The sequence below is a fragment of the Janthinobacterium sp. SUN118 genome (assembly GCF_030397695.1).
Classification (GTDB): Bacteria; Pseudomonadota; Gammaproteobacteria; order Burkholderiales; family Burkholderiaceae_D; genus Janthinobacterium.
Genome location: NZ_JAPUBV010000003.1, coordinates 26,634 through 40,568 on the forward strand (window position 1 = coordinate 26,634; position 13,935 = coordinate 40,568).

Annotated in this window: 13 protein-coding genes; 7 read left to right on the plus strand and 6 right to left on the minus strand. The window is 64.5% G+C overall.

Annotated features, from left to right (window positions below):
* Positions 1-23 precede the first annotated feature (23 nt).
* Both O0880_RS19275 and O0880_RS19280 read right to left on the minus strand, forming a co-directional pair.
* A complete protein-coding gene (locus O0880_RS19275; protein WP_289888716.1) occupies positions 24-944 on the minus strand; it encodes a pseudouridine-5'-phosphate glycosidase in 921 nt (306 codons plus the stop codon).
* Between the two features lie 12 nt (positions 945-956).
* Positions 957-2,126 carry a carbohydrate kinase gene (locus O0880_RS19280; RefSeq protein ID WP_289888183.1) on the minus strand — a complete coding sequence of 390 codons (1,170 nt, stop codon included), beginning with the start codon at positions 2,124-2,126 and terminating at the stop codon, positions 957-959.
* A gap of 449 nt (positions 2,127-2,575) precedes the next feature.
* On the opposite strand from O0880_RS19280, the gene xapA reads away from it, so the two are divergent.
* The 7 genes from xapA to O0880_RS19315 all read left to right on the plus strand — a co-directional run bounded on the left by xapA (position 2,576) and on the right by O0880_RS19315 (position 11,202).
* Positions 2,576-3,415 (plus strand): xanthosine phosphorylase, encoded by an 840-nt coding sequence (gene xapA, locus O0880_RS19285; protein ID WP_071325218.1) that lies wholly within the window; start codon positions 2,576-2,578, stop codon positions 3,413-3,415.
* A gap of 107 nt (positions 3,416-3,522) precedes the next feature.
* The gene (locus tag O0880_RS19290) at positions 3,523-4,716 is read left to right on the plus strand and encodes a phosphopentomutase (RefSeq protein ID WP_131374317.1); all 1,194 of its coding nucleotides are present in this window, start codon (positions 3,523-3,525) and stop codon (positions 4,714-4,716) included.
* A complete protein-coding gene (deoC, locus tag O0880_RS19295) occupies positions 4,713-5,672 on the plus strand; it encodes a deoxyribose-phosphate aldolase (protein ID WP_071325216.1) in 960 nt (319 codons plus the stop codon). The genes O0880_RS19290 and deoC overlap by 4 nt, the downstream gene beginning before the upstream one ends.
* Positions 5,673-5,714: 42 nt before the next feature.
* Positions 5,715-8,066: an aldehyde dehydrogenase family protein gene (locus O0880_RS19300; protein ID WP_289888717.1), complete on the plus strand. Its 2,352-nt coding sequence runs from the start codon at positions 5,715-5,717 to the stop codon at positions 8,064-8,066.
* Positions 8,067-8,155: 89 nt separating this feature from the next.
* The gene (deoA, locus tag O0880_RS19305) at positions 8,156-9,478 is read left to right on the plus strand and encodes a thymidine phosphorylase (RefSeq protein WP_289888184.1); all 1,323 of its coding nucleotides are present in this window, start codon (positions 8,156-8,158) and stop codon (positions 9,476-9,478) included.
* A 58-nt stretch (positions 9,479-9,536) separates the two neighbouring features.
* The gene (locus O0880_RS19310; protein ID WP_335589235.1) at positions 9,537-9,971 is read left to right on the plus strand and encodes a cytidine deaminase; all 435 of its coding nucleotides are present in this window, start codon (positions 9,537-9,539) and stop codon (positions 9,969-9,971) included.
* Between the two features lie 13 nt (positions 9,972-9,984).
* Positions 9,985-11,202, plus strand: coding sequence for a nucleoside deaminase (locus tag O0880_RS19315; RefSeq protein ID WP_289888718.1), 1,218 nt, complete (start codon positions 9,985-9,987; stop codon positions 11,200-11,202).
* A gap of 16 nt (positions 11,203-11,218) precedes the next feature.
* Here the strand turns inward: O0880_RS19315 and O0880_RS19320 are convergent, their stop codons facing one another.
* From O0880_RS19320 to O0880_RS19335, 4 genes are all read right to left on the minus strand, one after another.
* Positions 11,219-12,379 carry a dipeptidase gene (locus O0880_RS19320; RefSeq protein ID WP_289888185.1) on the minus strand — a complete coding sequence of 387 codons (1,161 nt, stop codon included), beginning with the start codon at positions 12,377-12,379 and terminating at the stop codon, positions 11,219-11,221.
* An 11-nt stretch (positions 12,380-12,390) separates the two neighbouring features.
* Positions 12,391-12,813 carry a VOC family protein gene (locus O0880_RS19325; protein WP_071325210.1) on the minus strand — a complete coding sequence of 141 codons (423 nt, stop codon included), beginning with the start codon at positions 12,811-12,813 and terminating at the stop codon, positions 12,391-12,393.
* Positions 12,814-12,970: 157 nt separating this feature from the next.
* Positions 12,971-13,240, minus strand: a complete 270-nt coding sequence (locus O0880_RS19330) for a hypothetical protein (RefSeq protein WP_289888186.1) — start codon at positions 13,238-13,240, stop codon at positions 12,971-12,973.
* Between the two features lie 143 nt (positions 13,241-13,383).
* A complete protein-coding gene (locus O0880_RS19335; RefSeq protein ID WP_289888187.1) occupies positions 13,384-13,899 on the minus strand; it encodes a hypothetical protein in 516 nt (171 codons plus the stop codon).
* Between the last annotated feature and the right edge of the window lie 36 nt (positions 13,900-13,935).

Here is a 13,935-nt window from a genome sequence, read left to right on the forward strand (position 1 = left end):
GCGCTTTCTTTACAGCAGTCCTATTATCGTGCCACCACTGCCTGCATGGCAATGGCTAGTGCCGTGCCGACCTGGGCATTGTGCTTGACGAGGGCGATATTCGTTGCCAGGCTGCGGCCGTCCGTCAGCTGCTTGATGCGCGACAACAGGAATGGCGTGACCTGCTTGCCCTTCACGCCGCCCGCGTCCGCTTCCTGCAGTGCCTGCGTGGTGATCGCGTCGATTTCCTCTTTCGGCATCGCTTGCGCGGCCGGCACGGGATTGCTGACGATCACGCCGCCTTTCAGGCCCAGCTGCCACTTGGTGCCGATGAAGGCGGCCTGTTCGGCTGGCGTGTCGAGGCGGAAATCGGCCTTGTAGCCGCTTTCGCGCGTGAAGAAGGCAGGAAACCCTTCCTGGCCCACGCTGATGACGGGCACGCCGTGGGTTTCCAGGTATTCCAGGGTCAGGCCGATGTCGAGGATGGATTTCACGCCCGCGCAGACGACGGCGACGGACGTTTGCGCCAGTTCCTGCAAGTCGGCGGAAATGTCGAAGCTCGTTTCGGCGCCGCGGTGCACGCCGCCGATGCCGCCCGTGACGAACACGGCAATGCCGGCCAGTTCCGCGCAGATCATGGTGGCGGCCACGGTGGTGGCGCCCAGTTTGCCCTGCGACAGGACGAACGGCAGGTCGCGGCGGCTGACCTTCATGGCGTCGGGCGAGGTGCCCAGCAATTCCAGCTGCTCGGGCGACAGGCCGACGCAGATCTTGCCGTCGATGATGGCGATGGTGGCCGGCACGGCGCCGCCGTCGCGGATGATCTGTTCCACTTCGCGCGCCATTTCCACGTTTTGCGGATACGGCATGCCGTGCGAAATGATGGTCGATTCCAGCGCCACGATTGCCTTGCCGGCGGCGCGCGCGTCGAGTACTTCTTGCGAGAACGAGAGGAAGCTATTCAATTGAGTCATGTTTCAGTCCTGTTGAAAGAGGGTAGGAGGGGGCGGCGCCAGGTCGGCGTCGTCGATATCGTCGAGCGCGCCGGCCGAAATCAGCGGCGACACGGTGGCATCGGATTCAAGGGTCATGGCGGCCAGCTTCAGGCCGCGCCGGCACGCCAGCTTCAGGTCGCCGCTGTCGTGGTACAGCGACCAGCAGACGGCGGCGGAAAACGCGTCGCCGGCGCCCGTCACGTCGACGGCGGCCACTTCGCGCGCGGCCAGGTGCAGGATCGGCGCGTCCAGGCTGTCGCCATCCGTGAAGTACACGCCTTCGCCGCCGCAGGTGACGATCACCTGGCGCGCACCCTGGCGCTGCACGTCGCGGCAGGCGGCGCGCAGGTCGGCCGCCGTCGGCAAGGCCCGCGCCACGCGCGTTTCCAGTTCGCCCCGGTTCAGGATCAGCAGGTGCAGGCCCGTCAGGTCTTGCGGCAGGTGCGCCATCTTCGGCTGCGAGACGGCGACGATGACCAGCGGCGCAGCCGGGCTGCGGCCCTGGCTGTCATCCTGGCGCGCATCGGCCAGGAGCGCCTGCACGCTGTCGTGGCCCAGGTTCAGGTCGCACACGGTGAGCGCGGCGGCCGCGCGCTGCGGCTGGCGGCTGTGCAGGAAGGCGGGGGTCAGCTGTTCATACAGTTGCATGTTGGCCATTGCCAGCAGCATTTCGCCATGTTCGTCCAGCACGGCCGTGTAGGTGCCGCTGCTGGTATTGCTTAAATGCAAACTGCCGCGCATGTCGATGCCGGCGTCTTCCGCATGCGTCTGCAGGGCGTGGCCGGCCGCATCGTCGCCCAGCGCCGTCAGCAAAGCCACGGGGATCGACAATCGGGCCAGGTTTTCCGCGATGTTGCGGCCCACGCCGCCAAATACCTCTTCCGAGCTGACAGGGTTCGATGTGCCCATCTGCAAGGTGGCCAGGGTACGCATCTTGCGGTCGAGGTTGGCGGCACCGATGCACAGCACGGGCCGGCTGTCGGGCAGCACATAGGCGCGTCCCAGCAGCCGGCGTTCACGGATCAGTCCGGCGATATGGCCGGCGACGGCCGAGCGCGATAAGCCCAGCTCGCCCGCCAGGTCCTGCTGCGAGATGAAGGGATTGTTGCGGATCAGCGTGTACAGCTGGTCTTTTTTATTGGTATCGGTCACGGGGTTTCGCAAAAGGTTTAAACATTTGTCTGAAACTGTAAACATTTGTCTGTCCGGTGTCAAGCGCATGTCCAGCGTTCGTGAAACGTGGTCGTATGGAGCTTGTATGCAGGCATTTTCCGGGCATTGCAAGGGCGTCGACGCGGCTGGCAGGCGAGTGCTTGTCTCGACTATAATATCGGCCATTTATATTTGAATTGTATAAATAGGCAAGAAAAATGGTATTTGCCATACATATTCCGTTTGATGCATAGTGGCGGCAAATAGAGGTTATCCCGGTAGGGAGCGCCAGCAGGGATGTCTTCATCTGCTGGGATAAGCTTGTTGGCAATACGCAATTCGATATACCGGTAACACCATATACATACCCGATACCTGGGCCGCAGCACCTTGCCTTGTACTGCCGCGCAGGCAGCAACCATCATTAATTAGTCAATCAGAGGATAACCATGTCGAACAACGCCCCTTTCCACGCCGCCGAAATCATCCGTGCCCGCGCCCCTGAAAATTTCAAGCCGCGCGTGGCGATGATCCTCGGCTCCGGCCTGGGCGTACTGGCCGAGCAGATGACGGACGCCGTCAGCATCAGCTTTGACGAATTGCCGGGTTTCCCGATCAGCACCGTGCACGGCCATGCGGGCGAGCTGGTGGTCGGCACCCTGTCGGGCGTCGCCGTCGTCTGCATGAAGGGCCGTGGCCACTTCTACGAAGGCTATGGCATGGGCGTGATGACGAGCGCCATCCGCACCCTGAAGCTGCTGGGCTGCGAAATGCTGTTCGTGACGAATGCGGCCGGTTCTCTGCGCCCTGAAGTGGACGCCGGCAGCCTGGTGGCCATCAGCGACCACATCAACCTGCTGCCAGGCACGCCGATGGTCGGCCCGAACGACGACCGCTTCGGCCCGCGCTTCTTCAGCATGGCCAACGCCTACGATGCGGACTTGCGCAACCTGGTCAAGGAAACGGCTGCGTCGAACGGCATCACCCTGCACGAAGGCGTGTTCGTCGCCTACCCGGGCCCGAACTTCGAGACGGCCGCGGAAATCCGCATGATGGCCCGCCTGGGCGCCGACACGGTCGGCATGTCGGTGGTGCCGGAAGTGGTATCGGCCCGTCATTGCGACCTGAAAGTGGTGGGCGTGTCCGTCATCACCAACCTGGCGGAAGGCATGTCGCCATTCGCCCTGTCGCACGAGCAAACCCTGAAATACGCGGCCATCGGCGCGAAAGACCTGGTCAAGCTGATCCTGGCTTTCCTCTCCAAAGTCGCTGAAAAACCGCAAGCCTAAGCACTTCTTTTATGCAGTAGCGGCGCGCCAACCAGCGGCGCTGCCGCGCGGCAGGCCGGGAAAAACCGGCCTACACTGTCCGCATCATCCACAAAGCGAGCCTTATCATGTCACGCGCATTTATCCTCCTGCTTGATTCCTTCGGCCTTGGCGCGACGCCAGACGCCGCCAAGTATGGCGACGCAGGTGCCAATACCTTTGGCCATATTGCCAGCACTGTCGCCAAAAGCGGCAAGACCTTGAAACTCCCGAATATGGAACGCCTGGGCCTGGGCGCCGCCGCCCACCTGGCCAGCGGCGAATGGGCCACGGGCTTCGACCAGCGCGACGGTTTTACCGGCGCCTACGGTGCGGCGCGCGAGCGTTCCACCGGCAAGGACACGCAGAGCGGCCACTGGGAAATCGCCGGCGTGCCCGTCGAATTCGACTGGGGCTACTTCCCCCGCACGACGCCATCGTTTCCGGCCGACCTGACCGACAAGCTCAAGGCCATGTCGGGCGTGCCCGGCTTCCTCGGCGACTGCCATGCCTCGGGCACGGACATCATCAACAAGCATGGCGACGAGCACGTCGCCACGGGCAAGCTGATCATCTATACCTCGGGCGACTCGGTGATGCAGATCGCCGCGCACGAAGAATCGTTTGGCCTCGAGCGCCTGTACGCAGTGTGCGAAATGGCCTTCAAGCTGGTCGAGCCGTACAACATCGGCCGCGTCATCGCCCGCCCGTTTACCGGCAGCAATGGCAACTACACGCGCACCTCGAATCGCCATGACTACGCCGTCGCGCCGCCGGCACCGACCCTGCTCGACCACGTGAAAAACGCGGGCGGCGAAGTCGTCGGCCTGGGCAAGATCAGCGACATTTTCGCTACCCAGGGCATCTCGCGCGTCGTCAAGGGCGTCGACAACATGGCCCTGTTCGAGGCGCTGCTGAAAACGGCCGATGAAGTGCAGGACAAGTCGCTCACTTTTGTGAACTTCGTCGATTTCGACCAGGCCTTCGGCCACCGCCGCAATGTCGAGGGCTATGCCGATGCGCTGCGCGAAATGGACGCGCGCCTGCCGGAATTCATGGCCAAGCTGAAGGAGGGCGACCTGGTCGTGATCACCGCCGACCATGGCTGCGACCCGACCTGGCACGGCTCCGACCACACCCGCGAACATATTCCGATGATCTTCTTCGGTCCCGGCGTCGCCCCGCGCGCGCTGGGCATTTCCGAGACTTTCTCCGATATTGGCCAAACCCTCGCCAAGCACCTTGGCGTACCACCACTTGCTAATGGAACCAGCTTGTTATGACACTCATGCACCCCGACTTCAAGCGTAACGAGGCGGTCGGCCTCGACCTGGGCTGGATCAACCAGATCCGCGTCAACCGCGCCGCTACCGATCGCCGCGCCGCCAGCCTGGCGAACCGCCGTACGGTGAAAAAGGAATACCAGGCCGCCTGGCTGGTGAAAGCCATCCAGATGATCGACCTGACCACCCTGGGCGGCGACGATACGCCGGGCCGCGTGGAGCGCTTGTGCATGAAGGCCATGCGCCCGCTGCGCGCCGACCTGATGGATGCGCTGGGCTTGACGCAACTGAGCACCGGCGCCGTGTGCGTGTACCACGAGATGATCCAGCCAGCCGTGAAAGTCATCCAGGGCCGCCTGCCCATCGCCGCCGTGTCGACGGGTTTCCCGGCCGGCCTGACGAGCATGGAAACGAAGCTGCGCGAGATCGAACTGTCGGTCGCCGCCGGCGCCTCGGAAATAGACATCGTCATCACGCGCCAGCACGTCCTGAACGGCAACTGGCAAGTGCTGTACGACGAAATGCTGGCCTACCGCAAGGCGTGCGGCGAAGCGCACGTGAAGGCGATTCTCGCCACGGGCGACTTGCTGACGATGGAAAACGTGGCCAAGGCCTCGTGGGTCTGCATGATGGCGGGCGCCGATTTCATCAAGACGTCCACCGGCAAGGAAGGCGTGAACGCCACCATTCCCGTGGCCCTGACGATGGTGCGCACGATCCGCGAATACCACGAGCAGACGGGCTTCCAGGTGGGCTTCAAGCCCGCCGGCGGCGTCAGCTCGGCCAAGAGCGCGCTGCAATACCTGACGCTGATGAAGGAAGAACTGGGCAACGAATGGCTGCAGCCGCACCTGTTCCGCATCGGCGCTTCCAGCCTGCTGACCGACATCGAGCGCCAGCTCGAGCACTACGTCACCGGCAGCTACTCGGCCAATCATCGTCACGCACAACCTTAAAGAACAATCGTCATGCCAACAATTAACGAGATTCTCACTACTATGGACTACGGCCCTGCTCCCGAAAGTCAAAAAGAAGCGCAGGCGTGGCTAGACGGCCATCAGCGCAAGTTCGGTCTGTTCATCGACAATGCGTGGAGCGAGCCGGCCGAGCTGTTCGCCTCGACCAATCCGGCCGACGGCGTGCAGCTGGCCGAGCTGACGCAAGCCACCGACCAGGACGTCGAACGGGCCGTGGACGCGGCGCGCCGCGCGCTGCCCGTATGGCAAGGCATGGGCGGCCATGGCCGCGCCAAGGTCATGTACGCGCTGGCCCGCTTGCTGCAAAAGCATTCGCGCCTGTTCGCCGTGCTCGAAACCCTGGACAACGGCAAGACCATCCGCGAAACGCGCGATATCGACCTGCCGCTGGCCGCGCGCCACTTCTACCATCACGCCGGCTGGGCGCAGCTGCAGTCGGAGGAATTCGCCGACTACCGTGCCGTGGGCGTGGTGGGGCAGATCGTGCCGTGGAATTTCCCCCTGCTGATGCTGTCGTGGAAAATCGCGCCGGCCCTGGCGGCCGGTAACACGGTCGTCTTCAAGCCGGCCGAATTCACGTCCTTGACCGCCATGCTGTTCGCCGAACTGTGCGTGCAGGCGGGCGTGCCGGCCGGCGTGGTCAATATCGTCACCGGCGACGGCCGCGTGGGTTCTGCCATCGTCAACCATCCTGGCGTCGACAAGATCGCGTTTACGGGGTCGACCGAAGTGGGCCGTCTGATCCGTGAGGCGACGGCCGGCAGCGGCAAGAAGCTGTCGCTGGAACTGGGCGGCAAGTCGCCGTTCATCGTCTTCGAAGACGCGGACCTCGATGGCGCCGTGGAAGGCCTGGTCGATTCGATCTGGTTCAACCAGGGACAGGTGTGCTGTGCCGGTTCGCGCCTGCTGGTGCAGGAATCGGTCCAGGAGCGCTTCCTGAACAAGGTGCGCGCACGCATGGAAAACCTGCGTCTCGGTTCGCCACTGGACAAATCGATGGACGTGGGCGCGCTGGTCGACCCGGTGCAGCGCCAGCGCATCGCCGCGCTGGTCGATTCGGCCCGCGCCGAAGGCTGCGACGTCTGGCAGCCGGCGTGCGAACTGCCGGCGGACGGTTCGTGGTTCCCGCCCACCCTGATCACGGGCGCGTCGACCTCGGCCGCCGTGGCGCAGGCTGAGATCTTCGGCCCCGTGCTGGTGGCCATGAGCTTCCGCACGCCGCCCGAAGCGGTGCAGCTGGCGAACAACACGGTGTACGGCCTGGCCGCCAGCGTGTGGACCGAGTCGATCAGCCTGGCGCTGGACATCGCTCCCGCCATCAAGGCTGGCGTGGTGTGGATCAACAGCGCCAACCAGTTCGACGCGGCATGCGGCTTCGGCGGCTACCGCGAATCGGGCTTTGGCCGCGAAGGCGGCCGCGAAGGCATGCTGGAGTACATGACGGCCCTGGCCGAAGATGCGCGTCCGGCCTTGCCGGTGGCGGAAGCGAAGGCCAAAGGCAATGCGAAACCGGCAGCAGCCGACCCGTTCGCCATCGACCGCACGGCCAAGATGTACATCGGCGGCAAGCAGGCGCGTCCTGACAGCGCCTACAGCGCGCCAGTGTTCGGCGCGAACGGCGCCCTGCTGGCTGAAGTGGGCGTGGGTAGCCGCAAGGACATCCGCAACGCCGTCGAAGCGGCGCACAAGGCATCCGGCTGGACCGGCGCCACGGCGCACAACCGCGCGCAAGTGCTGTACTACATCGCCGAGAACCTGGCTGCGCGCGCCGATGAATTTGCCGCCCGCATCGCCGCCATGACGGGCAGTAAAAACCCGGAGAAGGAAGTACAGGCTTCGATCGAACGCCTGTTCTACTACGCGGCCTGGGCCGACAAGTACGACGGCCTGGCGCACCAGCCGCCGACGAAGGGCATCACCGTGGCGCTCAATGAAGCGGTCGGCGTGATCGGCATCGTCTGCCCGAACGAAGCGCCTTTGCTGGGCTTCATTTCGCTGGTGGCGCCGGCCATCGCGCTGGGCAACCGCGTGGTGGTGGTGCCGTCGGAAGCGCATCCGCTGTCCGCGCTGGACCTGTACCAGGTCTTCGATACGTCCGACCTGCCGGGCGGCGTCGTCAACATCATCAGCGGCAACGCCGATGAACTGGCGCGCACGCTGGCCACGCACGCCGACATCGACGCCGTCTGGCGCCATGACGGATCCGCCGAAGGCTGCGCGGAAGTCGAGCGCCTGTCGGCTGCCACCCTGAAACGCACCTGGGTCGGCGGCGCCAAAGGCCGCGACTGGTACAGCGCCGCGCAAAGCGGCGGCCGCGCCGTGCTGGCGCATGCGTCGCAAGTGAAAAACGTGTGGATACCTTACGGCGTCTAATGTAAATAACCGCACCGCCGGGGCCGCAACTCCATCGCAAAGGCGATCGGGGTGCGGCCCCTAAGTCATTCATTTATTGGAGTTATCCCATGTTTTTAACCCAAGAAATCATTCGCAAGAAGCGCGACAAGGGTGTCCTGAGTGCAGAGGAGATCCAGTTTTTCGTGCGCGGCATCACTGACGGCAGCGTCAGCGAAGGCCAGATCGCGGCGCTGGGCATGGCCGTCTATTTCAACGACATGAACATGGACGAACGCGTGGCGTTCACCCTGGCCATGCGCGATTCCGGCCACGTGCTGGACTGGCGTTCGCTGAACCTGCCTGGCCCCATCGTCGACAAGCATTCGACGGGCGGCGTGGGCGACGTGGTTTCCCTGCTGCTGGGACCCATGGTCGCCGCTTGCGGCGGCTACGTGCCGATGATCTCGGGCCGCGGCCTGGGGCACACGGGTGGCACGCTGGACAAGTTCGACGCCATCCCGGGCTATTGCACGGTGCCGGACAATGAACTGTTCCGCAAGGTGGTGCAGGAGATCGGCGTGGCCATCATCGGCCAGACGGCGCAGCTGGCGCCGGCCGACAAGCGTTTCTACAGCATCCGCGACGTCACCGCGACGGTGGAGTCGGTGGCCATGATCACCGGCTCCATCCTGTCGAAGAAGCTGTCGGCTGGCCTGGACGCGCTGGTGATGGACGTCAAAGTCGGCACGGGCGCCTTCATGCCGACTTACGACAAGTCGGTGGAGCTGGCCGAGAGCATCGTCGCCGTCGGCAATGGCGCGGGCATGCAGACATCGGCCATTCTGACGGACATGAACGAGTCGCTGGCGCCATATGCCGGCAATGCGCTCGAAGTGCGCGGCGCCATGGATTACCTGACGGGCCGTTCGCGTCCCGCGCGCCTGCATGAAGTGACCTTGGCGCTGTGCGCCGAAATGCTGGTGCTGGGCGGCCTGGCCGCCACCGAAGAAGAAGCGCGCGTCAAGCTGATGGCGGCGCTCGATTCGGGCGAGGCGGCCGAGCGCTTCTCGCGCATGGTGTCGGCTTTGGGCGGCCCGGCCGACCTGGTCGAGAACCCGGACAAGCACCTGGAAAAAGCGCCGTTCATCGTGCCGGCGCCGGCGCTGTCCGCCGGTTACGCCAATGTGCGCGATTGCCGCGCTATCGGCCTGGCCGTGGTGGCCCTCGGTGGCGGCCGCCGCCGTCCGAGCGACAGCATCGACTTTGCCGTCGGCCTGACGGACCTCGTCGGCCTGGGCGAGCAAGTGTCCGTAGGCCAGCCGCTGGCCATGGTGCACGCGCGCACGGAAGCGGCGGCGCAGCAAGCCGTCAGGGAAATCCAGGAAGCGTATGCCATCAGCGCGGTCGCGCTGGCGGCCAATCCCGTGATTTACCGTACCATTCGACCGTAACTATTTTTAGCCCAAAAGCAGAGTTCGGGATCGTACCCTCAGGGTACGATCCCGGCCATTGCGGGTTTTACAGGTAAATAATCAAATGAACAACCAAGAACTGATCGCCGAAGCCAACGCCGGCCGTGAACTGGCTTACGCGCCATACTCGCGTTTCAAGGTGGGCGCGGCCCTGCTGTGCAAGGATGGCCGCGTCTTCCGTGGCTGTAACGTGGAAAACGCCGCCTATGGCCTGTGCAACTGCGCCGAGCGCACGGCATTTTTCAGCGCCGTCGCGCATGGCTGCAAGCCAGGCGATTTCGCCAAACTGGCCGTCACGGGCGACACGGCCGAACCGATTTCTCCGTGCGGCGCCTGCCGCCAGGTGATCTTCGAAATGGGCGGTGCCGACCTGCCGGTGATCCTGACGAACCTGAAAAACGATGTCATGGAAGTGACGGCGGGCTGGCTGCTGCCGCACGGTTTCGGCAATTCCGACCTGGACATGAAGTAAATTAGGCAATGGCATCCGCTTGAACAAGACGATCGATATCCAGGCCGCCGTGGCCATCGCCGCGGCCGAAGCCCTGGCAGCCAAGACGCAGGGCACCTTCGGCGTGGGCGGCGTGCTGCTCGATGGCGCCGGCAATGTGCTGCAATCGATGCACAACAACGTCGTGCGCCAGGGCCTCGTGTTCGATCCTACCGCGCATGGCGAGCGCCAGCTGGTGGACTGGTATTTCGCCGAACGGGCCAAGGGCACGCCCCTGCCGCCGCCCGGCGAGCTGACCATCGTCACCTCGCTCGACCCGTGCTGCATGTGCACGGGGGCGATCCTGGCCGCCGGTTTCAACGTGGTGGTCGCCGCGCCCGATGTCAAGGCCGGCATCAATTACGATGGCGCCGCCAGTTTCACGGCCTTGCCGGCGCCGCTGCAGGCGCAGGCTGGCCGCAGCTTCTGCTATCCGGCCGTGCGCGGCGCCACCGACTATGCGCGCGCGCCGTCCGGCGCCGCACCCAGATCTTTTTTCATCGGCAAGAGCATCCACGAGGCGACGCAGGCCCTGTGCTCGCTGGTGTTCGAGTCGACGTCGGCGCAGGTGATGCAGCTGCTGAACGCCGGCGATGACGGGCAACGGCGCGATCCGGCCACCTTGCCCGCCGAGCATCCGGTGGTGCGCGCCTTGCGCCGCCGCTATCCCGATGCGCTGACTTACCGCTGCACGCCGCATGCGCCCGACGCCGGCCTGGCGCCGTTTCTGCAGGCGGCCATGGAACAGGATGCGCGCGATGGCGGCCAGGGCGACGCAGCCGCCTTGCTCGACTCCTTCGGCAACCTGCTGCTGTGCATGCCGGGCCAGCTGGCACGCTCCCTCATTCGCACGCCATTCATGGAATGCACGCGCCAGTATGCGCAACTGCGCTATGAATTGATGGCGGGCGCCGAACCGGCGCTGCAGGAAGAAATCAAGAGTTATCTGGGCCATCCCAAGCATGGCACCTTCGTGCTGGCCATCGGCCCGGACGACAGCGCCGCCAGTTTCATGACCCTGGGCGCCTACGGCTCCACCATGGAAGGGGCGCTACCCGAGAGTAATCCGGCGCAATTCCAGTACGTGCGCCCGGCCATGGATGAAGACGCGCTGCTGGCGCTGTGCGGCGCCATGCCGCCCCTGTACCGCAGCCTGATCCGGATCCGGCCGCGCCAGGTGGCGGACCCGGCCCTGGTCACGGCGCTAGGCTAGGCGCCGGTTCAGCCGGTCAAGCGTCATCGTCGGGCAGGTTTTTCAGCAGGAAGTCGCGCACGTTTTCACCGGCGATGCGGCGGATCTGGGCCTCGGACAGGCCCGCATCCAGCAGCGCCTGCGTCAATCGCGGCAGGCCGGCCGCGTCGATGGCAGTGGTGACGGCGCCATCGAAGTCGGAGCCGTAGGCCACGTGTTCGGCGCCGATCAGCTTGACCGTGTACTTGATGGCGCGCGCGATCGCCGCCACGTCCTTGCCGCAGACGGCCGTATTCCAGAAACCGATCCCCACCAGCCCACCCTGGGCGGCGATGCGTTTCAACTGGCCGTCGCTGAGATTGCGCCCATTGGCGCAAGTGCCGCGCACGCCCGTGTGCGAGACCATCACGGGGCGTTGCGCCAGGCCCAGGACATCGTCGATGGTGGCCGGCGAGGCGTGCGCCAGGTCGACGATCATCCTGCGCTGCTCCATGGCGCGCAGCCATTGTCTGCCCAGCGGCTTCAAGCCGCCTTTTTTCAGGCCATGCTGGGAACCCGATAATTCCGTGTCGAAGAAGTGCGTGGGCGCTGCCATGCGGTAGCCCGCCTTGTACAGGGTATCGAGGTTGTCCAGCTTGCCTTCGAGCGCATGCGCGCCTTCCAGCGTCAGCCAGCCGGCCAGCAGGGCAGGATCTTTTTCGCGCGCCGCGATGAAGCTGCGCAGCTGGGCACGGCTGCCGATGACGCTGACCCTGCCATCGCTCTTGCCGGCCAGCCGGCGCAGCTCGTCGGCCTGGTAGGTGGCGCGCGCCAGCAGGCTGTTCCAGGTGGCTGGCGGCAAGCCCTGCGCCACCACCAGCGCCGTGATGTTGTCCGTGTCGCTGCCGTTGCGCTCGATATTCATCTTGCGCGGCGTCTTGGTGACGACGGAAAACGCCTGCAGCGCGACATTGCCTTGTTGCAGGCGGGGGAAGTCCACATGGCCATGCTTGCCTGAGCGGTTCAGGTCGCGCTGCCACAGCAGGCTGTCCGCATGCAGGTCGGCGATCCACAAGCGCTGGTGCAGGGCCAGGGTGTCGCGCGACGGCGCCTTGGCGGAATAGGGGTAGACCTGGTTCATTTGCCGGTCGACCAGTCCGGGGGCGGACAGGAAGCCGCCGACCAGAAGGCTGGCGGCGGCGATGGTACTGATGATCATTGTTCTCCGTTTCACCATGGGTCGTAGGTGCCCAGGCTCCAGATGTGGCCTTCCGGGTCGCGGCAGGTAAAGCCACGTCCGCCGTAATCTTCATCCTTGATGTCGAGCACGATGTCGGCGCCGGCCTCGCGCGCGCTGCGGTAGACGGCGTCGGCGTCGCTGACGACCAGGTAGCAGCTTTGCGTATTGGCGCCGCCGACTTCGCCGGGCAGCTTCATCAGGCGGCCGTAGTCGCTGGCGATGGCGGGCGCCACCATGACCATGCCATGGCCAAAGCTCAGTTGCGCATGGGCGACGCCACCGTTACCGTCCGGCACGATCAATTGTTTTTCAAAACCGAGCGCCGTGCACAGCCATTCGATGGCGGCCGGGGCATCGTTGTAGCGCAGACAGGGAATGGTGGTGCAGGCTGTGGCTTTTGCTGTCGTGGTCATCGGAAAACTCCTATGGCAGATGGGGAGTAGTTTGGATCGTCCCGCGCACGCGGCGTTCGGTATCCCGGCCATCCATCGGGATGGTCATTGATACCCGTCAGTGCGGCGCCCATATAGTGCCACAAATGCCATGCGGCACCTCTGCCGCCACGAACTTTTATTGTGGCGACTGCTGCGAGCCGGCCACCTTCGTCTCCGCGCCCGTGTCGTCGCTGTTGCTTGCCCATCTCAGCAGCATGACGAGGGCAAACAACATGATGGCCAGCGGCAAGATGGTGATCAGGAACGCCAGGCCCAGGCAGCACGCCAGCAGCATGGGCCAGGGCATGGCGCGCAGGGCGGCCATGCCCTGGCGCACATAGGCGCACAGTTCGTTCCAGAACGCGCTGAAGGAAGTGCTGCCCGGTGCCGAATTGATGTCTTTCATGCTGTTCTCCTGTCGTCGTGGTTGCCGCTGCCGTATGCATGCTGGCGATGAAACCACTATAGGCAAAACGCCGCTGGCGGTCATCGCGCATGCGATGAATGGCAGGAATGGCGGCGCGAACGGCGACAGGCAGGGACAGACGGCTATTCGAATACCTTCAGTTTCAGCTGGAAGCTGAGCGCGCCGTACAAGCGGTCCTTGTAGGAAGGCACGATGGCGATATTCACGCCCACGCGCTGGTATTCATAGCTGATGGTGGGGACCAGGGCCGGGAACCAGCCGCCATCGCGCATCTTCGGATAGCCGCTGAAGCCGCCGACGACGGCGCCGACACGGAACGGGCCCATCTTGATGGGCTGGTAGTACACGCCCAGGTAGTTCGAGTAGGCGCGGTCGCTATTGTAGAAGCGTCCGGCCGTGGCCGAAGCCACGGTGGAAAAGCGGTATTCGGCGCCCAGGCCGGGGTTGCTGTCGTTCAGATTCTTGTCGCGCTGAAAATGGTACGAATAAAAGCCCGCATTGAGCCACGTCTCGCTCAGCGGCTGGTTCTCGATCATGCCAAATGTCTGCGCCTGCGCCCCTGAGGCCAGTGCCAGCAGCGCCGCGCAGGCCGTCTTGCCCAGCAATGAGGCGCCGCGCGCCGATAACCAATGTGTCATGCCTGTTCCTTATCCCGTGAAATATCGCAAAAGCTC

Excerpts from the sequence above, each read along its gene's own strand:
- O0880_RS19300 (WP_289888717.1), top strand. The coding sequence starts at position 5,715 with ATGGACTACGGCCCTGCTCCCGAAAGTCAAAAAGAAGCGCAGGCGTGG.
- deoA (WP_289888184.1), top strand. The coding sequence starts at position 8,156 with ATGTTTTTAACCCAAGAAATCATTCGCAAGAAGCGCGACAAGGGTGTC.
- O0880_RS19335 (WP_289888187.1), bottom strand. The coding sequence starts at position 13,899 with ATGACACATTGGTTATCGGCGCGCGGCGCCTCATTGCTGGGCAAGACG.
- deoC (WP_071325216.1), top strand. The coding sequence starts at position 4,713 with ATGACACTCATGCACCCCGACTTCAAGCGTAACGAGGCGGTCGGCCTC.
- O0880_RS19325 (WP_071325210.1), bottom strand. The coding sequence starts at position 12,813 with ATGACCACGACAGCAAAAGCCACAGCCTGCACCACCATTCCCTGTCTG.
- O0880_RS19320 (WP_289888185.1), bottom strand. The coding sequence starts at position 12,379 with ATGATCATCAGTACCATCGCCGCCGCCAGCCTTCTGGTCGGCGGCTTC.
- xapA (WP_071325218.1), top strand. The coding sequence starts at position 2,576 with ATGTCGAACAACGCCCCTTTCCACGCCGCCGAAATCATCCGTGCCCGC.
- O0880_RS19290 (WP_131374317.1), top strand. The coding sequence starts at position 3,523 with ATGTCACGCGCATTTATCCTCCTGCTTGATTCCTTCGGCCTTGGCGCG.
- O0880_RS19330 (WP_289888186.1), bottom strand. The coding sequence starts at position 13,240 with ATGAAAGACATCAATTCGGCACCGGGCAGCACTTCCTTCAGCGCGTTC.